The 23,600-nt window shown below is 35.5% G+C and carries 18 protein-coding genes and 1 pseudogene; 13 read left to right on the top strand and 6 right to left on the bottom strand.

Annotated features, from left to right (window positions below; translation table 11 throughout):
- Positions 1–6: 6 nt before the first annotated feature.
- The 7 genes from U8521_RS00395 (at position 7) to U8521_RS00365 (ending at position 7,558) form a co-directional block, all read left to right on the top strand.
- A complete protein-coding gene (locus U8521_RS00395; RefSeq protein ID WP_334332444.1) occupies positions 7–405 on the top strand; it encodes an EbsA family protein in 399 nt (132 codons plus the stop codon).
- The gene (locus U8521_RS00390; RefSeq protein ID WP_334351495.1) at positions 389–2,071 is read left to right on the top strand and encodes a formate--tetrahydrofolate ligase; all 1,683 of its coding nucleotides are present in this window, start codon (positions 389–391) and stop codon (positions 2,069–2,071) included. Before U8521_RS00395 ends, U8521_RS00390 begins: the two co-directional genes overlap by 17 nt.
- Entirely contained in the window at positions 2,071–2,535 is a 465-nt protein-coding gene (gene lspA, locus U8521_RS00385; RefSeq protein WP_334332446.1) for a signal peptidase II, read from the top strand. Before U8521_RS00390 ends, lspA begins: the two co-directional genes overlap by 1 nt.
- Positions 2,528–3,436 (top strand): RluA family pseudouridine synthase, encoded by a 909-nt coding sequence (locus U8521_RS00380; RefSeq protein WP_334332745.1) that lies wholly within the window; start codon positions 2,528–2,530, stop codon positions 3,434–3,436. Before lspA ends, U8521_RS00380 begins: the two co-directional genes overlap by 8 nt.
- A 96-nt stretch (positions 3,437–3,532) precedes the next feature.
- Positions 3,533–4,060, top strand: coding sequence for a bifunctional pyr operon transcriptional regulator/uracil phosphoribosyltransferase PyrR (gene pyrR / locus U8521_RS00375; protein WP_135371387.1), 528 nt, complete (start codon positions 3,533–3,535; stop codon positions 4,058–4,060).
- A gap of 28 nt (positions 4,061–4,088) precedes the next feature.
- On the top strand, positions 4,089–5,177 hold the full coding sequence (locus U8521_RS00370) for a carbamoyl phosphate synthase small subunit (protein ID WP_334332447.1): 1,089 nt from the start codon (positions 4,089–4,091) through the stop codon (positions 5,175–5,177).
- Positions 5,168–7,558 carry an ATP-binding protein gene (locus tag U8521_RS00365; RefSeq protein WP_334351494.1) on the top strand — a complete coding sequence of 797 codons (2,391 nt, stop codon included), beginning with the start codon at positions 5,168–5,170 and terminating at the stop codon, positions 7,556–7,558. The genes U8521_RS00370 and U8521_RS00365 overlap by 10 nt, the downstream gene beginning before the upstream one ends.
- A gap of 23 nt (positions 7,559–7,581) precedes the next feature.
- Here the strand turns inward: U8521_RS00365 and U8521_RS00360 are convergent, their stop codons facing one another.
- Positions 7,582–9,240, bottom strand: coding sequence for an Rqc2 family fibronectin-binding protein (locus U8521_RS00360; RefSeq protein ID WP_334351493.1), 1,659 nt, complete (start codon positions 9,238–9,240; stop codon positions 7,582–7,584).
- Between the two features lie 136 nt (positions 9,241–9,376).
- Here U8521_RS00360 and U8521_RS00355 point away from each other — a divergent pair, with 136 nt between their 5' ends.
- Both U8521_RS00355 and U8521_RS00350 read left to right on the top strand, forming a co-directional pair.
- Positions 9,377–10,243 carry a DegV family protein gene (locus U8521_RS00355; RefSeq protein WP_334332450.1) on the top strand — a complete coding sequence of 289 codons (867 nt, stop codon included), beginning with the start codon at positions 9,377–9,379 and terminating at the stop codon, positions 10,241–10,243.
- Positions 10,244–10,372: 129 nt separating this feature from the next.
- The gene (locus U8521_RS00350) at positions 10,373–11,629 is read left to right on the top strand and encodes a CAP domain-containing protein (protein WP_334351492.1); all 1,257 of its coding nucleotides are present in this window, start codon (positions 10,373–10,375) and stop codon (positions 11,627–11,629) included.
- A gap of 55 nt (positions 11,630–11,684) precedes the next feature.
- On the opposite strand, the gene U8521_RS00345 is transcribed toward U8521_RS00350, so the two are convergent.
- On the bottom strand, positions 11,685–12,485 hold the full coding sequence (locus U8521_RS00345; RefSeq protein WP_334351491.1) for a MerR family transcriptional regulator: 801 nt from the start codon (positions 12,483–12,485) through the stop codon (positions 11,685–11,687).
- A gap of 129 nt (positions 12,486–12,614) precedes the next feature.
- Between U8521_RS00345 and U8521_RS00340 the strand changes: the two genes are divergently transcribed.
- Together U8521_RS00340 and U8521_RS00335 are read left to right on the top strand one after the other, a co-directional pair.
- A complete protein-coding gene (locus U8521_RS00340) occupies positions 12,615–15,125 on the top strand; it encodes an excinuclease ABC subunit UvrA (RefSeq protein ID WP_334351490.1) in 2,511 nt (836 codons plus the stop codon).
- 21 nt (positions 15,126–15,146) lie between these two features.
- Positions 15,147–16,121 carry a zinc-binding dehydrogenase gene (locus U8521_RS00335; protein ID WP_334351489.1) on the top strand — a complete coding sequence of 325 codons (975 nt, stop codon included), beginning with the start codon at positions 15,147–15,149 and terminating at the stop codon, positions 16,119–16,121.
- 127 nt (positions 16,122–16,248) lie between these two features.
- Here the strand turns inward: U8521_RS00335 and U8521_RS00330 are convergent, their stop codons facing one another.
- Positions 16,249–16,836, bottom strand: coding sequence for a site-specific integrase (locus tag U8521_RS00330; protein WP_334332455.1), 588 nt, complete (start codon positions 16,834–16,836; stop codon positions 16,249–16,251).
- A gap of 784 nt (positions 16,837–17,620) precedes the next feature.
- On the opposite strand from U8521_RS00330, the gene ppsA reads away from it, so the two are divergent.
- Positions 17,621–20,014, top strand: a complete 2,394-nt coding sequence (ppsA, locus tag U8521_RS00325) for a phosphoenolpyruvate synthase (protein WP_334332456.1) — start codon at positions 17,621–17,623, stop codon at positions 20,012–20,014.
- 154 nt (positions 20,015–20,168) lie between these two features.
- Entirely contained in the window at positions 20,169–20,624 is a 456-nt protein-coding gene (locus U8521_RS00320) for a dihydrofolate reductase family protein (protein ID WP_334351488.1), read from the top strand.
- A gap of 54 nt (positions 20,625–20,678) precedes the next feature.
- Here the strand turns inward: U8521_RS00320 and U8521_RS00315 are convergent, their stop codons facing one another.
- The 3 genes and pseudogenes from U8521_RS00315 to U8521_RS00305 form a co-directional block, all read right to left on the bottom strand.
- A complete protein-coding gene (locus tag U8521_RS00315; RefSeq protein ID WP_334351487.1) occupies positions 20,679–21,941 on the bottom strand; it encodes a replication-associated recombination protein A in 1,263 nt (420 codons plus the stop codon).
- A 197-nt stretch (positions 21,942–22,138) separates the two neighbouring features.
- Positions 22,139–22,462, bottom strand: a pseudogene (locus U8521_RS12740) (acyltransferase); the annotation flags it as partial.
- Positions 22,463–22,664: 202 nt separating this feature from the next.
- Complete coding sequence (locus U8521_RS00305; RefSeq protein ID WP_334332460.1) at positions 22,665–23,498, bottom strand: aldo/keto reductase; 834 nt, start codon at positions 23,496–23,498, stop codon at positions 22,665–22,667.
- Positions 23,499–23,600: the final 102 nt, after the last annotated feature.

Below are 23,600 nucleotides of genomic sequence, written 5' to 3'. Positions count from 1 at the left end.
GAAATTATGTCAAAGAAACATTTTGTTCAACCAGCTGGCCCATGGGGGATTATTATGTGGTCGGTTGCGCTTAGTCTCATATGTTTGGGGATCATTTTACAATTGGAGATCATGGCGTTTAGTGTTTATCCATTTTTAATTTGGATATTGGACGCGGTCTATGTAGTTTATATTATAGCTAATTCGTGGGTGAGGTTTACAAATAATCAAGTGATAATCAAGGAACCTTACTACAAAACCCGTGTATTTCCCAATAGTGATGTTAAGATAAGGGCGAATAATCAATGGTCTTTGGAATTTAATTTCAGTAATCATGATTATTTTCCTTTTAAGATTACTTCCACAAAGGGTATTTTAAAATTAATTAGAAAAGAAGCAGGTGAACGCAATGTCATTTCCAAGTGATATCGAAATTGCTCAAATCAATGAGCATGATAATATGAAAAATATTAACGAAATTGCCAAAAAAATTGGTTTAACACCAGATGATATTGAACCATATGGACATTATAAAGCTAAGTTTTCTGGTCAAAGTATCAGAAAAGCCATGGAAAAAGATGATGGCAAACTTATCTTAGTTACTTCAATCAACCCAACTCCAGCTGGAGAAGGTAAATCGACTGTTGCAATTGGTTTAGCTGATTCTTTGCAATCCATCGGTAAAAAGACTGTCCTAGCTCTTCGTGAACCATCCCTTGGTCCAGTTATGGGGATGAAAGGTGGCGCTACTGGTGGCGGTTATGCTCAAGTAGTACCAATGGAGGATATCAACCTACACTTTACTGGTGATATGCATGCCTTGACTTGTGCGGTGAATACTTTAGCTGCCTTGATCGATAACCATATTCACCAAGGAAATGCTTTAAACATCGATCCTCGTCGAATTGTCTGGAAGCGCGCCTTAGATATTAATGATCGTTCTTTGAGAAATACAGTCATCGGTTTAGGTGGTCCTTTCAGTTCAATGCCACGCGAGGAACATTTTGAAATTACTGTTGCTAGTGAATTAATGGCGGTACTTTGTTTATCTCAAGATATTGATGACTTAAAGGAAAGAATTTCTAGCATCTTAATTGCTTATACTTTCGATAAAAAGCCAATTTTTGTTCGTGATCTACATGTTGAAGGGGCTATCACAGTTCTTTTGAAAGATGCTTTGAAGCCTAATTTGGTTCAAACACTTGAAAACACACCAGCAATTATTCACGGTGGTCCTTTCGCTAATATTGCTCATGGTTGTAACAGTATTTTAGCTACAAAATTGGCTATGAAGCTCGGTGATTATGCTGTAACAGAAGCCGGATTCGGAGCTGATCTTGGTGGTGAAAAGTTTATGGATATCGTAGCACCAAGATTGAGTCACGCTCCTAATGCTGTTGTTATCGTTGCCACTATCAGAGCTTTGAAATATAACGGTGGTCAAAGTCTTAAAGATATTCAAAGTGAAGACTTGAATGCTTTGAATATTGGATTTAAGAATTTGAAACGTCACATTCACAATATGCGTTATTACCACGTTCCAGTAGTCGTAGCCATTAACAAATTTGCAACAGATACCGATAATGAAATCAAATTATTGACTAGTCTTTGTGACGAAGTCGGTGTTGATGTTGAATTAGCTGAAATTCATCACAATGGTAGTAAAGGCGGTCAAGCTTTAGCTAAAGCTGTCGTTAAAGCTACTGAAAAAGAAGCTAATTACACACGCTTGTATGAAGATGAAGAAACAACTGAGAGTAAAATTGCTACGATTGCGTCTGAAGTTTACGGTGCTAATAACGTTGAATACAGTAAGAAAGCTAAATCACAATTGCAAACTCTCAAAGATAATGCTTGGGACGATTTACCAGTTTGTATCGCTAAAACTCAATATTCATTGAGTGATGACCCTAAGAAACTCGGCAGTCCTAAAGATTTCACCTTGCACGTTTCTGAAGTTGTTCCAAAACTTGGGGCCGGATTTGTCGTAGTTTTGACAGGTAATATCATGACTATGCCCGGTTTGCCTAAGAAACCAGCGGCCTTAAATATGGACGTTGATAATGAAGGTACAATCGGAGGATTGTTCTAGTGCAGTTGATCTACTGGCTATTAGCCCTTGTTTTGGTTGTTGGAGATCAAAGCTTAAAAGCTTATGTCACAAGTTCTATCGCACCAATGAGTGTTCACGAGTTCATTCCTGGGCTCTTGTCCATTACACATATCACTAATACAGGTGCAGCCTGGAGTATGCTAGAAGGGAAGATGATGTTCTTCTATCTCGTTACGATTGTCGCTGTAGTTGTTTTAGTTTACTTATTCGTTAAAGCTGATCAAAAAGAATACTTATATCGTTTCGCCTTGATTTTCCTATTGGCAGGAACTATCGGTAACGCAATTGACCGTTTTACTAGACATTTTGTGGTTGATATGTTTAATTTAGACTTTATGAATTTCCCAATTTTTAATTTAGCGGACACTTACATTACCGTTGGTGTAATATTAATAGTTGTGTCATTGATAATCCAATTAGCAGGTGAGAAAAATAATAAGTAAGTCTTTTGATTTAGAATATAATGAACCAAAGAAAATGCGTTTAGATGCATATTTAAATGATGAGATAGACGATTTAACTCGTTCTCAAATTCAGAAATTGATTAAGGATGAAAATATCTTAGTGAACGGGCAAGCTGTTGCTAAGACTGGTTACAAAATTGTCAACGGTGATAAAATTTCAGTCACTATTCCTGAAGAACAGCCGATTGAAGCAGTCGCAGAAAATATCCCATTAGATGTGGTCTATGAAGATCAAGATGTTTTAGTTGTCAATAAACCTCAAGGGATGGTTGTTCATCCTGCAGCGGGTCATCCTGATAAAACCTTAGTCAACGCTATTTTGTATCATTGTCAAATTAACGATGATGATGTGATCAGACCGGGTATCGTCCACCGAATCGATAAAGATACTTCAGGTTTGTTAATGGTTGCTAAAAATAATTTAGCTAAGCAATCGTTGATGAAACAATTGAAGGAAAAAAGTAATTTGCGGGAATATTTAGCAATCGTTCACGGAAACTTTAAAGAGAAAACTGGCAAAATCAATGCCCCACTTGGCAGATCAAAAGTTGACCGTAAGAAACAGGCAGTGATTGAAAATGGTCGCCACGCGGTGACTCACTTTGAAGTCTTAGAACAATTCGAAAATTATTCCTTATTAAAATTAAAACTGGAAACTGGTCGGACTCATCAAATCAGAGTTCACATGCAATACATCGGTCACCCAGTGGCCGGAGATCCTTTGTATGGTCCCAAAAATACCTTGGAAGGTAATGGACAATTCTTACATGCAAAGACGCTCGGATTTGAGCATCCAAGGACACATGAATGGATGGAGTTCTCGGTTGAACCACCAAAAATTTTCCTTGAGACACTCAAGCAATTACGTACAGAACATTAAGTCGTGCTATAATCTACAAATAGGATTGTGTGCGATTATAAAATAAAATGAAGCACTCACATTCTTTGTGAGTGCTTTTTTGAAAGAGGGAGAAAGATGGCTAAAGAAATTATTGACGGTCAAACAATGACACGTGCTTTGACCAGAATTACGTATGAAATTATTGAAAGAAACAAAGGAATTGATGATTTAGTATTAGTTGGAATTAAAACTCGCGGTGTCTTTGTAGCACACCGAATTGAGTCACGTTTGAAGCAATTAGAAAACATTTCTATCCCAGTTGCTGAACTAGATATTACTCCTTATCGTGATGACAAAACTCACGAAGAAAAGGATATTTCTAAAGTGAAAACTGAACCTTTAGATATTGATATCAACAACAAGCATATTATTTTGACTGATGATGTACTTTATACTGGTAGAACGATTCGTGCAGCGATGGATGCTTTGATGAGTGCCGGTCGTCCTAAGAAAATTTCACTAGCTGTCCTAGTTGATCGTGGGCATCGTGAATTACCAATTAGAGCAGATTTTGTTGGTAAAAATATTCCAACCTCTCAAAAAGAAAAAATTAAGGTTTCGATGAAAGAAATCGATGGCGAAGATAAGATTGAAATCGAGTAATTATTTATTATTGAGGAGTTGCTAAACTATGAAGCGTTATTTAATTTTAGAAGACGGAACCGTTTTTCCTGGAGAAGGGTTTGGATCTTCTATCATTACTACCGGACAATTGGTAATATCAAATAATCGAACCGGAATTGAACAATCAGTTACTGACCCTAATTCTGAAGGTCAAATTATTGTATTTACGATTCCATCAGTTGGTAGCTCAGGCATTAATCGCGATTTTTATGAATCAATCAATTCACAATGTAAAGGTGTTGTGATTGGCTCATCTAGTTTGTCAACAGTCGACAATTCGGTTTCTTTTGAAGATTGGATCACTAGTTTAAAGATTCCTGGAATCAAAAACGTTGACGTTAGAGCCTTAGCAACTCATATTGCCGAACACGGTGAAATGAAAGCTAGTATTATGGATACTCATGACGAACACGCCATCGATCAAATCAAAGCTTTGGTTTTACCACCAGATTTAGTTAAAAGGGTTTCAACAAAACAATCATATCCTAATCCCAATATGGGTTTAAAGATCGTGATAGTTGATTTGGGATTAAAATATTCAATTTTAAGACAATTATCTTATCGTGACTGTAACTCTGTTATTGTTAACTATAATTCTAGTATTGAAGAGATCAAAAACCTCCATCCTGATGGAATTATTTTTTCAAATGGCCCTGGAGATCCGAAAGATTTACCAAATGTTGTATCGATAATTCAAGCACTGCAAAAAAACTATCCCATCATGGGGATTGGCCTCGGTAGTTTGTTGATTGCACTAGCAAATAAATGTGAAATCGAAAAATTACCAACTCCGCATCATGAGTCTTCACTAGCTGTAAAAGAAGTCGCCAGTGGCAAAATTGATTTCGTTAATCACAACCATTCATACACTTTGGATCAAAAATACATTGGTTCATCTGATTTTATCGTTACTAATATCTGTGTTGCTGATGGAACGATTGAAGGAATCCGGCACGAGTATTTGCCAATTATGGGCGTTCTCTTTGAACCAGAAGCCGCACCAGGTCCAACAGATGGCTATTATGTTTTTGACGAATTCATCGATTTGATCGAGTCAGTCAAACAACAGGAAGGAGATAGAAATCAATGGAATTAAACGATATTCATAATATTTTAATTATCGGTCCAACGATCAGTGATAAAAATGTTGACCTTTCGACAGCACTTTATGATTCAGTTGATATTTTGCATCAATTAGGTTATAAAATTTCCATCATTGTCGAAGATCCAACGTCATTGTTATCCGCTGGACACTTTTTTGACAAAGTTGTCGTTGAAAAAGTTAGCGGTGAAAATGTTTTGAAATTTGTTCAAAAATACCATCCCGATGCTATCTTGCCAACTGTTGGGGATCGAAATGCGTTAGGAATTGTATCAAGTTTGAATGGAAAAATTGGTAACACAAGGATTTTGGGTGCCAATTACGCTTCATCACTGGCAACTTTCAAGCGTGATTTGTTTATCAAGAAGCTAAACAAAGCTCATTTACCCGTGATTAATTTCATTTCTTCGGATGATGAAAAAGAAATCTATAGTTTTATTCGTTCGATCGGTTTTCCTATCATTGCTAGACGACGTTACTCCAACCGTCATTCTAGTGGTTGGACGAATATTAATAATTTGTTCGAATTGGACAATTTTATGGCTTTAGAAGATTTAAAAGATACTAAGATTGAAATTGAACGTTCGATTCGAGGGTTTAGTGAATACTCATTTACAATTGTGCGTGACAGGTTTGATAATTCTGCTTTGATTGGCACGATTGAAGACATTGAACCAATTGGTATTCATCATTTGGATTCCAATTTAATTTCACCGGCAATTTCTCTGAATGATTCAAAATTGCAACGTTTAAGAAACTATTCCATCAAATTAGTTCGGGCATTTGATATTGTGGGTGTTTGTACGGTTCATTTTGCCTATAATCATGTTACTAATGAAACTTTTATTACTGAATTTATTCCTCGTTTAAGTGAAGAAACAAAATTCTTGGAATATGCAACGAGTTATCCTATTGCTACTGCTACGGCAGAAATTTGTGTCGGTTATCATCTGGATAAATTACAGCTTGATGCTGGTAACTTTTTCAATGGTGCCACGGAGCCTTTTGTCGACCATATAACATCCCGCTTTCCACAATGGAATACCCCAGGCCAAAAATACCTTGGTCCCAGTAAAACTTCTAATTCCAGTGTGATCGTCAACGGCTTTAGTCTTGAAGAAGTCCTCAATAAAGGGGCCTTGAACGATAAATTAAATAACAATTTCACTCGTTACGAGCAATTACGCAAGTTGGACGACGATGAATTATTTGAAAAGATTATTCATCCTACTAATTGGATGCTAGATGTTCTCCTTGAAGCCATGCGTAGAAATTTTGAGAAACCAGTATTATCTGAAATCACGGGCATCAATATGCCATATTTAACTGCCTTACAAAATATTATCAATAATAATCTGATAATTCGTGAAGGCGAAATTGATGGTAAAAATGTTGAACGAATGGTTGAAATGGGTATCAAAGGAGTAGGGCACAGTAAACTTTTGCTTGATAGTCCCGATATTGTTACCAAAAGTGTTGTTAAGAGTAAATCGGCTATCTCAGTCGCTAATAATAATTATGGGAATAACAATTATTTCGTTACAAGCGGTATCACTAATGATTTGAAATTAAATGACCGAAAAAAAATCGTTGTTCGTACGCCGATCATCACTTCAAAAACAGACGTGACGATTCGACAGTTTGTCTTGTTCCAATTGACTAAGTCAATCAATCAAAATGGACTTGAACCAATTATTATCGGTCGTGAACCATGGAACGCTCCCTTAGCTATGCGTAGAAAGTTGATTGAGATCGATGATCCACATATGGAAATGAAATCATTGAATCTGATTCCGAGTGACAGTATTTTAAATATTATCGACTTATCCAAAAATATGATTGACACTGACGATAAGCGTGTTTTCCAGTTCAGTGCTCAAGAATTGAAAAATATTGGTTTACAAGGTGATACAGTTGCTCGAGTGATGGTGATTACGGATGGAAATAATTTCTTAGTACCGTCAGTGATTTATCGCACTAAACGCAACAACCATCTTTATGAGGTCAGTTCGGTTAACAATTTCATGCAAGTGGAAACATGCAGTGAATTTGCTAAACTGATCAAACAGGAACTAGAAGATGAACATGAAGTTGCCATTTATAATTTTGAACTGATCTTACAAAATGATCACTGGCTCGTTTCAAAGAAATATCGTGGAATGACTAATGATATTATTCGCCATGAATTAGCCAGTTCCGTTCATGTCATTGACACTTTGGTAAAATTGTTACTAGGTAATAAAATTGATGACGATATGCCTTTAGATAAAATCTTCAGCAATTATGATGAAGATTATCTTTTAACGATTGACGACAAACGTTATAAGTTATTAGACAAAGAAGGTATGCAAAAAGCTATGGATGATCTCAAATAAAAAAACGCCAAAATTGGCGTTTTTTATTTACTCTTTAATTCGTTCACTAATTGACGATTAGGATCGACTAAGATGGTCTTTTGACCTTCAAAGATAACAAATCCTGGTTTTGCTCCATTTGGTTTGCGAATATTTTTTATTTGAACATAATCAACTGGAACTTTCGATGAATCTCTAGCCTTTGAATAGTAAGCAGCAATTTGTGCAGCTTCAGTAATTGATTGTTCATCTGGATGACTGTCTTTCAAAATCACATGGGAACCAGGAATATCCTTAACGTGGAACCAATAATGATTCTTTTGAGAAAGTTTCATCGTCAATTGATCGTTTTCGAGGTTGTTCTTACCAACAGTAATGTCAAGTCCGGAAGTTGTCTTAAAGTCTTCACCAACATGCTTCTTACGTTTCTTACGAGCATTCTTGCGTTTCTTTTTGATATAACCGGCATCGATCAATTCATCAACGATTCCGTCAACATCTTCTATATCAACGTATTCTAACGAGGCTAAAACTGACTCCAAGTAATTGACTTCATTAGTGGTAATCTCTAATTGTTCCTTAATGTGAGGAATAGAATTTTGTAACTTACGATACTTCTTATAATAATGTTGAGCATTATCAGAAGGGGAGTATTCTGGATTCAGCTTAATTTTGACATCTTCATTATTATAATAATTTGTCAAAGTAATGGAAGAGCTACCACGTTGAACTTTAGACATATAAGTCGTCAACAATTCACCATATAAATTGTACTTGTTCATTACATCGGTCTGTTTGAGTTGCTTGTTCAACTTCTTGATTTTAGACTTATCTTTTTTCAAAATAATATCGAGTCGATGGGTGATACTCTTGGTTTGATTTTCGATCCGGTCTACTCGTGCCTTATCTAAGTAATAATTATCGAGTAATTCACTTAAATTAGCGAAATCTTTGACCTTAGTCGTTGTATAGTTAAATTCTATTGGGAAGAAACCTAATTTTTTCTTATCATTTGAATTTGCGGTATTTGGCATTGGGTGATTACTATAGAGATCAGTAAAGTCACTCAAACTTTTTCCATCAGCTAATGCCGCTGCTAATTCGCTAGAGGTATCCAAACCGATTCCTTCATATTTTTGACGTAATTCACTAGCTGAGAGTGCTTCAGTTAAGTGTTCCGTGAAGGGATTCAATTTATTTTGTGCAGGTGGCAATTTGTAGTCGTCACCCGGCAAGAGTCCACGATAGCTATTATTTTCTGGGGAAACTCGTTTGATCAAGTCAATAATTTTATTGTTTTCCTTATTGATCAAAAAGATATTGCTATGGCGACTCATGATCTCAATGATAACTGTGTAATCGTGAATATCTCCTAATTCATTTTTAGCACTGAGATCAATCATGACGATTCGGTCATTGTTCAATTGTCGAAAATCTTGTACTATTGCACTAGTGATGTATTTTCTCAAAGACATCACAAATGTTGATGGTTTAGCAGGATTTGCAAATGGTTGTTGTGTAATTTGTACACGAGCATATGAAGGATGAGCGGATAAGAGTAGTTGCTGATTCTTGCGATTACTTCTAATCGTTAAAATCAATTCGTTAGCGAACGGTTGTTGGATTTTGGCAATACGTCCACCACGTAAATTTTGGTTCAATTCGTTTACCATCGCATGGGTAAACATTCCGTCAAAAGACATATTTGACTTCCTTTCTGATAATATCCGAGAATTTCTGAAACTTTTAAACTGTAACAAATATAAATTTGATTGAGTATGATATAATCTAATGGTTATACAATCATTATACGTAACCAAACAAGGAATTGATAAATTTATGAAAATAGCCATTGTAACAGATAGTACATCTTATTTGCCACAAGAAATAGTCGATAAATATAATATAACAGTTGTACCGATAGAAGTAGTGTTTAATACGAAAACTTATCGAGAAGATATAGATATTTCTACTTCAGAGTTCTATAAACTTCTTCAAGAGTCACCCGAACTGCCATCTACGGCCCAACCTTCGATTGGTGAAATGATGAATATTTACGATAAATTGGCTAAAGAAGGCTATGATACCGTAATTTCGATTCATTTGGCAAGTACCATTTCTGGATTTGTTAACAATCTCAAGAGCGCTGCACAAACAATTGATAACATCAATGTTGTTGTTTACGATTCACATATTACTGTACGCTTAATGGGCTATTTAGCACAAGTCGCAGCTAAAATGGCTCTAGAAGATAAATCACTGGACGAAATTATTACACGTTTAGATAGTTTAAGAAACTCAATTGGTGAATCCTTTGTAGTTAACGACTTGAAAAACTTAGTCAAAGGTGGAAGATTATCAAATACTTCAGCTGTAATTGGGACGATGTTAAATATTAAACCACTATTAGAGTTCGATGATAAGAGTCACAAAATTGTTGCTTATGACAAAGTTCGTTCAATGAAGAAAGCCAAGCTAAAAGCCGAAGAAAAATTAGCTAAAGCTATGGCAAGTGCCGATTATCCATTACGTTTGTTAGTAATCGACGCTGACGATAAAACTGATGGTGATCAATGGGCTAGTGAATTGAAGGAAAAATATCCTGATGTTACACTTGATCGATCATATTTTGGACCAGTTATTGGAGCTCATTTGGGTAAAGACGCATTGGCAGTCGCCTGGATCAGGGATTTTGACAAATCTTAATTAAAAGCCGAAAGGTTTTTTATTTTACTGGAATATTATAAAATATTAATTATAATCAAAGCTTTATTAATACACATTATGAGTTAAAATAAGTGTAACCATTATCTTCACAAGGAAAAGGGGAGTATCATGTTTTCTAAAACTAAGAGAGCAGCTATTTTATTAGCCGCAAGTGCACTTCTAGCAACTAGTTTAGGGGGAAACGTCGTTTATGCAGATGAAGCAAATGCGAATGATTCTACCAATACAACTAATGTAAAGAATGATACGACTGTATCAACTGCCACAAATACTAATGATACGAACAACCAAGTTGTTAAGCCATCATCAGATTCAAGTAGTAATTCTAATAGTCAGGCAAGCAATTCTAATAATTCTGCTAGTTCGACTACTGCAAAAACACAAGCTGCTTATAACAATATTGACATCATGGCTGTCAAAACTGCAATGTTGAATGAATTGAATCGTTTGCGTGCTCAAAATGGTTTAAGTGCTTTGAGTCAAGTAACTGAATTGAACAACTATGCTCAATCAAGAACTGACAGTTTTACTCAAACTGGGGTCGATAATCATGCCGGTTGGAATTCAGCAAATATGTACCCTTATTATTTGGATGCGGAAGAAAATATTGCTCAAATGCCATATTCAATGATCGGTACAACTGATCCAACTATTATTGCTGAAAAGATTACCCATGAATTTTACAGTGAAACTTATGATCCAGAACCTAATTACGGTCACCGTAAAAATATGCTAAATCCATATATTAATTATGTTGGTATCGGTGTAAGTGTTGGTTCAGATGGTATGATTTATTTCTCACAAGAAATGGGTAACAATCAAGAATCACATAGTAAATATAATGCCAGTGATATTTACGCTTACTACTTAACTAATGAAAATGATTACGCTAATGTATCTAAATATGATTTAGCTGATAGTAATCGTAAAAATGCTGACTATATAGCTCGTGATAATTATCAAGTTGCTGATGTTCGTGGCGGTGTTACAACTAAAGACCAAAAAACTGTTATTTATGACCGTAACGGTAATAAACGTGTCGATTTAGCATTGGCACCAAATACTTCATGGGCATCAGATATAATTGCAATCATTGATGGCAATTTCTATTATCATGTATCTACTAATGGATTTGTTGCTGCAAAAGATGCCTTACCTTGGGCTAGTTTCCTAGCTGGTACAACTGTTACAGCAACAACGAATGCCAAAATTTACGATGATAATGGTTATTATACAGGTAAAACAGTTCCAGCTAAATCAGCTTGGATCGTGGATCGACGTGCGGTAAATCCATCTACAAAGATCAAGATGTATCGCATCGGTACTAATGCCTGGATTCAACAAAATCAATTAGTTAGAAATTAACATACAAAAACTAGAGAATTTTTTAAAGATTCTCTAGTTTTTTTTACTTAATTTTTTAATTACGAATGCCATATTCAAGCCATCCATATTTGGAAGCACCAGTTTCAACGAATTCGTTGTTGGTATTGATTTGCCATAGATTATCATCAACCTTCAAATCATTATTAAGACAGAACTTTTTCAAAGAGGTTAAACCAAAATTGATTCCTTCTTGATTATTTCTAACTAAAATACAAGCGTAGTATCCAGCTGGCTTAGTAATAATTGGTAAATTGACTTGTTGTTTACCAGTGACTTCCTTGATGACTTGAAAAGAAGCATTTGGATATTCATTAGGATTATCAACAGTTAAGTCAGTGAAGAATCCAGATTGACTATTTTCCATAATTGCTAAATTATCTAATTGTTTATAAAAATTAGAAAATAATTGGGCAACCTCATCAGGGGTGCAACCAACAGATTTAGTTGAATTCCAGAAGATATGCTTTGACAATTTTTTAATCGCCGGCTCATAAAGATGTTGTTCGTCAACAAAGTCATGTCTTTTCACCTTTTGATTAAGAACTTTTTGGATTCTTAATAATTCGGAAATTTTCTTATTGATTTTTTTCTGTGTATTAACCAATAGAGTCTCGGAAGTAGTGGCTGAATTTTGAATTTTCTTTATATCATTCAAGGGAACATCTAAATTCCGTAATCCTAAAATGAATAATAAATCATAAAGTTGATCATAATCATAGTAACGATAACCATTGTCACTGCGATGATTAGGCGTAAAAATGTCTTGTTCATCGTAAAAAATTAATGTTCGTCTGGTCGTATTGGCTAAATTAGCCATTTCACTAATCTTTAACATCTAGCTGCTCCTCTTAATAAAAATCATCTTGACTGTAACGCAACTGTATAGTTTACACTAATTATACAGTTAAGCAATAATCAAATACCAATGAAATAATTAAGTTATATTATTAATGAAAGGAATTACATGAATAATAAAATTGAAGTCCGTGGGGGCAAAGTCAATAATCTTAAAAATATCAATGTCGACATACCTTTAAATAAATTTGTCGCAATTTCAGGTCCATCAGGGTCTGGGAAAAGTTCTTTAGCCATGGGAATTCTTTATGCTGAAGGATCGCGTCGATATTTAGAAGCCCTATCTACCTATACTAGAAGACGTATTAGTCAAAGCAAACGTTCAGATGTTCAAGAAGTTAGACATATTCCATCAGCGATTGCTTTACGTCAGCGTCCTGGAGTTCCATCAGAAAGATCCACTGTCGGTTCGATGAGTGAAATTTTTAATGTGGTGAGATTGATTTTCTCACGTTTAGGTTCCACCGTTTGTCCAAATGGTCACCGAATTGAACCCAGTTTAAAGATTGCTCAAGCAATGGATTTACCCGGGGACCGCATGGGCGTCATAACTTGTCCGGTCTGTGGTGTGGAATTTATGGCAAAATCTGCCGAAGATTTTGCTTTTAATTCCGGTGGTGCCTGTGTCAAATGTCACGGTACTGGTAAAATTCGTAGTTTGGATGAAAGTAAATTAATCGGTGATGAAACGTTGACTCTTGATCAAGGAGCAGTGGCTTCTTGGCATTTGCCAGGTAGAAATTTCATGCCAACAGTTGCAGCTACACTAGGAGTTCGGATTGATGTTCCATATAAAGATTTAACTGATAAGGAAAAAGATATCGTATTGCACGGCGAGAAAAAACAATATTCGGTTGATTTTCGAACTTCAACTGGACGAGTTTTCCATACTGACAAAACACTTTATGAGAATGCTTACGAAGCTGTTTATGATTCACTAAAAACTGTTAAGAGCGAACGTTCCATCAATAAAATAAATGAATTCTTTCATTTTTCAGTTTGTCCAGTCTGCCATGGGACTCGTTTGAATCCAGAATTGTTAACGCAAATTGTCGGTCAAAAAAATATCGCCGAAGTTTCTGATTTAACACTGGGTAAATTGGAAGATTGGGAAAAGCAAACCAAAGTTGAACTTCCTGACGAAATGCAAGCTATGGCACGAGTCTTATTTAAAAATCTTCGAGAAACTTTACAGCCATTGTTAGATTTAGGTTTAGATTATTTAACTTTGTCTAGAAACGGAAACACATTATCAACTGGTGAATTACAACGAATTCAGTTAGCAAAGACATTACGAACTGAAACAACTGGCGTACTCTATGTCTTAGATGAACCCTCGATTGGACTACATCCTGACAATGTCAAAGGTTTGATCAATATTTTTCGAAAATTGATTGCTCAAGGAAATTCATTAGTAGTGGTTGATCATGAAGTTGACATTATCAGTGCCGCCGATTGGGTGATTGAAATCGGTCCTGGATCTGGTGACGCTGGTGGCAAAATCATCGCGCAAGGTACACCAGAGGAATTAACTCATAATAAAAATTCACTGATTGGCCCATTTATTTCCGGTCAAACTAACATCATGCATGAAAAAGTCACTTCTATCAAAGACTCTGAGAAACTAACCACTGCTTTTAAAGTTGATAATTACTTCAATCTTCACAATATATCCACTTCGATTCCAGGAAATAAAATTACTGCTGTGACAGGATTTTCAGGTGCAGGTAAAACTAGTTTGATTTTAGATAGTTTAGTTCCTGCTATTGAAGCCAAAGAAAAAAAGCAACATTTGCCAAAACAAATAGTCAAATTAGATACTAAATTAAATCACGTCGTTAGTATCGATGCTAAACCTGTCGGAAAGAATACTCGCTCAAGCTTAGCTACTTACACAACAATTATGGATAATTTAAGGAGAATGTTTGCTGATTTACCTGAATCTAAAGCTAAAAAGTATACAATTTCATATTTTTCATATAATAGTAAACAAGGCGCATGTGAACACTGTGGCGGAATTGGCAAAATTTCGTTAGATATTCAATACTTACCTGATATGGTTGAAGTTTGCCCTTATTGTCACGGCAATCGTTTTAAAGACGAAATTCAACAAATTCGTTGGCATGGTTATTCAATTGTTGATCTATTGAATTTATCAGTAAAAGATGCCTTAAAGGTTTTCAAGTCAGTACCCAAAATAGAAAAACAATTAAAGTTGTTAGATGAAATTGGACTTAATTACTTGCACTTAGGAGAAAGTACTCCAGAATTATCCGGTGGGGAAGCTCAACGACTAAAATTGGTCAATCATCTGACGGGTAAACAAAATAAGACGATGTTTGTCTTCGATGAACCATCGGTTGGACTGCATCCAATTGATGTTCAAACTTTGATTGGGGTAATGAATAAATTAAAAACTCAAGGTGCAACAATCATCATTATTACCCACGATCTTGATTTAATGACTAATGCTGATTATCTAATTGACCTTGGTCCAAAAGGCGGAGCTAATGGTGGTAAATTAATGGCGGCCGGCGAACCTATGGAACTTGTTAAAAAGTCGAAAAGTTTAACTCTTGATTACTTAAAAGAACATTTTCAAAAATTTAATTTAATTTAAAAATATAGAGGAGATCTAAATATGAAGGCTATTAGGTTAACGCAACCATGTGAAACAAGTGAAATGCAACCGGTAGAAGTTGAAAAGCCAACACTTAAACCTGGTTTTATCATAATTAAAGTAAAAGCATTTGGTATTAATGAATCTGAAGTAATTAGTCGCAAAGGTAAATCAGATGGTGACTTCACTTTTCCAAGAATTTTAGGAATTGAAGCAACTGGAATTGTTGATGAAGTAAATACAGGTAGCAAATATCAACCAGGTCAACAAGTGGTTACAATGATGGGTGGTATGGGCCGTGCAATTGATGGTGGATACGCCGAATATGTCATGGTCAAAGAAGAGAACGTAATTCCATTTGAAAGTGACCTTTCGTGGGATAAGATTGGTGCTCTTCCTGAAATGTTGCAAACTGCATATGGTTCATTAAATGAAGGTTTAAACTTGAAAAAAGATGATATTTTATTCGTTCATGGTGGGACTTCAACAGTTGGTTTGATGGCAATTGTATTAGGTAAACTCATTGGAGCTAAAGTTATTGCCACGAGTCGCAGAGAAAAAAGTCTCGCAGATTTGAAGCAGTATGGTGCTGATTATCCCTTAATTGACGACGAAAAGCTTGAATCGGAAATTAAAAAAATCGCTCCAAATGGAGTTGATGCAACTTTGGAATTAGTTGGTTTCACCGTACTTTTTAAAGATATGGCTTTGACACGTAAAGGTGGCAAAGTTTGCTTTACTGGAGAACTTGATGGTAAATGGACCTTGGACAATTTCACTCCATTTATGATTCCAACCGGCGTCTTTTTGACTAGTTATGCCGGTGAATCAAGTGATTTACCAGCAAATATGTTGCAACAAATTTTGGACGATGTGAAGGCTGGCAAAATTGAAATACCAATTGCCCACGTATATAAAGGCTTGGAAAGTGTAGGTCAAGCACAACACGACTTAGAATCTAATAAGTACAATGGAAAGCACGTTGTAATAATTTAGAATCAAAGAATGGGAATGATTTTGAACAACTTATTTTAATTTATGTTATGTAACCTTAAAAATAAATTCGTAAACATTAAGAAGCGGATTCAATATTGTAAATACTACAATATTGAATCCGCTTTTTTTATCCAAAATCAATTTGATCTAATATTTGTTCACGTGATTCTTGGTCAAGTCCTAAGTACGCTAAGGTCATCTGCTGACTACTATGATTCAATAAACGCATCACCAAGCCAATATTGTAGTTTGATTGAACATAAACACGGTAAGCTCCAGTTTTTCTCATCGTATGCGTTCCGAGATAATTAATATTCAACAAATCACCGGTCTTAGCCATCACTTTATAAAACTGCTTTTCTGTAATATGTCGTTCTGGTCGTTGCATTGATGGAAATAACCACTCAGAATTCACTTTATTCTCTAATAACCATTTTTGATAAATCAATAGATCCCGAGTAATCGGTTTCAAATATAAAGTATTAGGCTTTCCAGTCTTTTTGTCATGAATAAAAGCTGTCTTCTTCAATTCGTCATAGTTATCAAAAACGTCGTTATATTTCAAAGCCAAAACATCTGAGACTCGAAGTAGGGTAGCCTTGCCAGTTTGAAAGATCGTATAATTTCTCCGTCCGTATTTAAAATTTCGTAACAAGGTATCTTGAACTTCACTTAAAATGTTACTGTCTTTGATTGGTAAAACTAATTGTTTCATTTTTTCTCCCTTCAGAACTATTGATAATGATTTTATAGATTAATTACTTAAAATACTGGTTTAATAGGCTTCTTTATTGTAGGGGTTATTATTTAGTATATTAGATAAATAGCCCTTTGATATTAATTGTAATTTTTTTGGCTTGTTACGTCAATGTTTTGCAGGGGCTATTTATTACAAATAGCCCCTATTTTTGTGTTAAAAACGTTATTTTTTTAAATATCAATTCTACGGTCGAGTTCATTCTTTAAACCATCAACTATACACAAACAATTCATAGAATGCGTCTCTCAGACATAAGTGAAATAGAAGCATTTTCTACAATAATACGGGCATGCATTTGATTGAATCATCGTTAGGTGGTTTTCATTTTCTTTGAACCAAGAATTCTTTACTATTTGATGATTACAAACCGACGAATGAAATGTGACCTTAAAATAATCAGATAATACAACTAATACGACAATTTCGTGAAGAAAAATTTGATAGAAATGATCAAAAAAAGTTCCATATTGTGAAACAATTAATTTGCAAGAAACAAAATATATTTTCTGTCTCAATCAATACCAATCATTTGTAATCATCGGTTATTACTGAAATATAGGGATTGCAATATAATTAGACCAATTCAAACGGTCAAAAATAATCATAAAAAAGTATAAGAAAAACAGAAAATAGGGTAACATTTTGTTACAAAGTGAACTATAATAAAATTGTAATTTGAAAACGGTTACATCATAGTTTTGAAGAGATTCAAGGCAAAATTTAAAGGGAGGTAATATTTATGAGTAGTCGTGATACTGCTAATGTTCTATGGTTTGATGAATTACACCGCAAGGATGTCAATCTAGTAGGAGGTAAATCTTCATCACTTGGTGAAATGACATCTTCGATGAATGTACCGGTGCCTTATGGCTTTGCAACAACCGCACGTGCATATCAGTACTTTATGGACCAGACAGGATTGAACGACAAGGTTAATGCATTGCTTGAGGGTATCAAGGACTACGAAAACTCAGATGAATTACATGCAACTTGCGAAAAGATTAGAAATTTGATTGTTGACGCAAAGATGCCTGAGGATTTGGCACAAGACATTGAAAAAGGTTATGCTGACTTAGCTGAAAAGATGGGTCAAAAAGATCCATTCGTTGCTATCAGATCATCAGCTACAGCTGAAGATTTGCCAAATGCATCATTTGCTGGACAACAAGAATCATATCTAAATATCAGTGGGGCTGCAGATGTTGTAAACCGTGTACAACAATGTTATTCTTCACTATTTACCGATAGAGCTACTTACTACAGACACAAGCAACACTTCCCACATGAAAAAGTTGCTCTATCAGCCGCAGTTCAAATGATGGTCTTCTCTAAGGCTTCAGGTATTATGTTCTCAGTTAATGTTGCTAATGGAGATCCTACAAAGATTGTTATTGATTCAATTTATGGTTTAGGTGAATATATCGTGCTAGGTAAAGTTACACCAAATCATTTTGTTGTTGACAAACAATCAATGAAGATTCAGGACAAGACTATTGTTAAACAAACCATTAAATTGGAAAGAGTTGAAGATGGAGGAACTGTAGAAAAACCTGTTCCTGAAGAATTACAAGACAAACAAGTTCTTACTGATGATCAAGTTATTGAATTAGCTGGATATGCTAAGGAAATTGAACGTCACTATGGTTGCTATATGGATATGGAATTTGCTTTGGACAAGAATACAAATAAACTTTGGATCGTTCAAGCTCGTCCAGAAACTGTATGGTCACAAAAGAAGAACGAAAAGAAGAATGCAGGGGATGAGAATGTGGTTGAAGAAGCAGATGCTGAAGTTGCTGTTCGTGGATTACCAGCCAGCCCAGGTCTAACAAGTAGCGTTGTTCACGTTATTGATAGTCCTGATGACATTGACCAATTCAAGACAGGTGAAGTTCTTGTAACATTAATGACTTCTCCTGATTGGGTTCCTGCTATGAAGAAAGCCGCTGCTATTGTTACTAACAATGGTGGTATGACTTGCCACGCTGCTATCGTTTCTAGAGAAATGCAGATTCCATGTATCGTTGGTACTAAGAGTAGAGGTGCTGCAGCTACTGACGAATTGAAGACTGGCGACGTTGTCACTGTTGATGCCACAAACGGTACTGTATACAGAGGTAAAGTTGACAGTATTTTGAAGAAGAACGATGAAAAAGCTCAAGCAAACGTTGTAGCCGCTGAAACATTTGCTCCAACAGCAACACGTGTCATGATGAACTTGGGTGATCCTGATCTTGCTGAAAAGTATTCAACATTACCTGCTGATGGTATTGGACTAATGAGAGAAGAGTTCCTATGGACAACCTTCATTCACGAACATCCACTATACTTGATCGAACAAGGCCATCCAGAAAAAGTTGTCAACATGTTGGCAGATGGTATTGCTAAAGTTGCTCGTGCAATGGCACCAAGACCAGTTGTATTACGTCTATCAGACTTCAAGTCAAGTGAATATCGTAACCTTAAAGGTGGAGAGAAGTACGAACCACATGAACCAGCTGATTTATTAGGCTGGCGTGGTGCATCACGTTACTATGATCCTAAATACATTGAAGCCTTCAAACTAGAATTAGGTGCTGTCAAGAAAGTTCGTAACGAACTTGGACTCAAGAACTTGAACATTATGATTCCATTTGTTAGAACAGTCGACGAAGCTAAGAAGGTTACTGACATCATTAGAAATGAAGGTTTGGTTCGTGGAGCTGACTTCAAGATTTACATGATGGCAGAAATTCCAACAAATATCATCTTGGCTGATCAATTCAATCAATACGTTGATGGTTACTCAATCGGATCAAACGACTTAGCTATGTTGATTCTTGGTTGTGATAGAAACAACGATACTGTTGCTCATCTATTCGATGAACGTAACTTAGCTGTTAAACGTGCTATCAATCACTTGATCAAGACAGCTCATAAAGATGGTAAAACCGTTTCAATCTGTGGACAAGCTCCATCAGAATATCCAGACTTCACAGACTTCTTGATCCGTTGTGGTATTGACTATGTATCAGTTAACCCTGATATGGTCAAAGCTACAAAACGTAATGTTGCTCACTTCGAACAAAGAATTATGCTCGACAAGGCAACCGGACGTGGACTAAATGACCCAACAAACTATGATTGGGAATAATTAGAATAAAAAGATGCCTTCATGAAAAAAATCATGAAGGTATTTTTTTTTGCCTATTTTTGTAATGAAGCTTTTAAACGTTTGATAAATAGTTGTGAAACTTTAGATAGAACAGTATTTTTTTTCCAAACTACAGTGATTGGTTCGACTATTTGTGGAGATAACGGACGAAAGACTAAATATTGAATATTATTTTGATTCAGCAAATGATCAAACGTTAGCATATAAGAGTGACTGCTTTGTACTAGCAATTGAGGTTCTTACTGAACAAGCTTCAAAATCTTATTTGGCTTTCTTACAATCAATGGAAATACCATATATTATTTGTGGTACTGAAAATTTAGACCTAAATCAAGCTCTAACAAAATTGAAGAAACACTTTGGTATTACAGCTATCTCTTTAGCCGGTGGCGCAATAATCAATGGAGCCTTCTTAAAAGCCCATTTAGTTGATGAAATATCATTGGTCGTATCACCATATGTTAGTGGTGATCAAAATATAAAATCAGCTTTTGACACTTTAGGAATATTTGTAGATGACAAGTTTACGATTAAAACCACTAAACCATTAGGCGATGGTGGGGTTCATTTATTATACGTTAAAGATTAAAAAGCAACTCGCAATAATTTACTACGCTTAGCGTACAAATATTTGCGAGTTGTTTTATTTTTTATAATCTTCATGGTAAATGAATTTATGCAGTTTTAAGTATTGCTCGCCAAACTTTTTTTCACTCTCATTATTTTTAGGATAATAATAACGCTTACCAGTAAAACCTTCTGGCATGTAGTTTTGAGAAGCAATTTGAAATGGTTGAGCAAAAGGACTTTTGAACAGACCTCCACCAGTGATCTCTTCTGAATGCTTGTAGTGAGCATCCCGCAAACCTTTTGGCATTGGATGTAAATTAGGGTGTTCAGTGTCTTTGTCTAACAATTCCCAAGTTTCATCAAAAGAACCGGATTTTGGTGACAGACACATCAACATCGTCGCAAACATCAGAGGGTACTTAGCCTTCGGCATGCCAATTTTTTCAGCTTGGTTGGCTGCAATCACTATTTGGGTAGCTTGTTGTGGGTTAGCTAAACCGATGTAAGTATAAGGAATTTCCCGTAATCTTCTAACGACAGAAGGTAAGTCACTGTTTTTGAGAAGGACAGTCAAATAGTACAAAGCAGCGTCAGTCTCGGAACCGGCCATCGAATCAGAATACGCTGACAAATAATCATAATGTTTAGTAGCTTTTTTGTCATAGCTAAAATGTTGCTGTTTGGCAAAACGTTTGACATCTTTAACAGTTATTTTGTCGGGATTGATGGCGTGAATCGTTTCTAAGATGTTCAAGGCAATTCTTAAATCTCCACCAGAAGAAATAGCAATCAATTTTAAAGAATCAGTTTCAATTTGATTTGCTTTTAATTTGAAAATGTCATCAGTAGCTCGCTTCAAAGTTTTGGTAATATCTTCAGTATCTAGCGGTTTAAATTCAAAAATCTGACATCTTGAACGAATCGCGGGAACGATTGACATGATTGGGTTCTCAGTCGTTGAGCCAATCAACATGATGTGACCATTTTCTAAATATGGCAATAGAAAATCTTGCAGTGTTTTGTTCATGCGATGAATTTCATCAATCAATAGAACAAAAGACTGATAAGGGTAGGTGTCGATTGATTGCGTTAGTTGGGCTTTATTGTCAGTTGAGGCGTTGAATGAAACGAAGGGATATTTGTATTTTTTGGCGATAATTCTTGCCAAACTAGTTTTCCCTGTCCCGGGAGGTCCCCAGAGGATCAAAGGGATGTTGACAGTTTTATCGATTATTTGGCGAAGTGGTTGACCGGTTTTTAAGAGATCTTGTTGGCCGACCATTTGTTCCAATTTAGTAGGACGCATTTGGTCAGCTAATGGTGTTTTGAATGCCAAGGCTAATTTCCTTTCATTAATTATTGATATAAAAATTGTAACTCAAAAAGAAATTATGGTAAAAGCGTTTGTTGTTTGACGTACTTATATACATATCTCAAAAGATATAAGAGTACAGGTGGAAAATCATGCAATGCGAAGAATGACTAATCCTATTCAAGCAAAAAAAGTCAAGTCCATTTCAAGACTTGGCTTTTTTATTTAAGATTTTTAATCAATTTAGCTGGATTACCACCAACGACAGTATATGGTTCAACATCCTTCGTCACTATGGCACCAGCGCCAACGATGGCGTGTTCACCAATTGTTACACCTGGTAAAAGAACTGCCCGAGCGCCAACCCAAGCACCTTCTTTAATATGAATTGGAGCTGTTTTTAAGATATTCATATGTTCAATATCGTGATTAGCTGTAAGCATTGTCACGCCTGGAGCAATCTGAACGTTGTCTTCGATTGTAATACCACCTAATGCCACCGTGATAAAACTATGATTAATAAAAACATTTTTGCCAATCTTAATTTTATTAGCACGATCAATTTGAGTCGGTGACCAAATAGTACTATTTTCGGGTAATCTATTTTCGAATAGTTGATTTAAATAATCTCTAATTTTAGTATCGCTAGGATCTAGATTATTAATCTTAAAGCAAAGAGACTTGCTGCGAGTACTTTCCTTAACATCATCAAGATATTCTTTCGAGTTCATATCATATATCTTCATATTAATTGACCTTTGAAAGAAATTCAGCACCCTTAGCAGTCAAATGATCGATAAAAGTCGATTCTTTAGTGTCGAGTTGTTTGATATTATCCATTTCTTGATTTGTTAAATTGAAATCAAAAATATCAATATTTTCTTGTAAATGTTTAACGTTACCAGAACGTGGGATTGCGACGACGTTTCTCTGCATCAACCAACGAAGAATAATTTGGGAAACTGATTTTTGATGCTTTTCAGCTATTGATTGTAATATTGGTAATTTGTTTAAGATTTGGATTGCTTCACCAAATGGAGCCCAAGCTTGTGGTTGAATATCATTTTGAAGTGCATAGTTGGTTTCTGAAACTTCTTGGAAGAAGGGATGCATTTCAATTTGGTTGACCATCGGTTTGATATTACTGTGCATGGTCAAATCTACTAATTGAAATGGTGCAAAATTTGAGACACCAATAGCTTTAATTTTGCCATCGTTATAAAGATCTTCCATTGCTCGCCATTCGCCTGAAACATCCCCATAAGGTTGGTGAATCAAGTAAAGGTCTAGATAGTCTAAACCTAATTTTTCCAAAGATTCTTTAAAAGCTTTGATTGTTCCATCATAACCCTGTGATTGTATTTTTAATTTTGAAGTTATGAATAAATCTTGTCGGTCGATCTTACTATTTCTGATTCCTTGACCAACTTCTGCTTCATTATCGTAATTAGCAGCGGTATCGATCAGTCGGTAACCCGCATCAATTGCTTGTGGTAGTACTTCAGGCAAATTCTTAACGTTCATTGTCCCTAATCCTAATTGGGGCATGGACAATCCATTGTTTAAAGTTACATTTTGCATTTTATCACTCCTCATTTATTGACTGACTCTATCTTAAAAGAGTATTTTAAATATGTAAAATACCTATATTAAAACTTTATCCATCCATTTATTGAATAGGAG

Origin of the sequence: Companilactobacillus miaonis (assembly GCF_036913615.1) — a bacterium.
In the GTDB taxonomy this organism is placed as follows: domain Bacteria; phylum Bacillota; class Bacilli; order Lactobacillales; family Lactobacillaceae; genus Companilactobacillus.
This window is presented reverse-complemented; position numbering and strand designations above follow the sequence as displayed.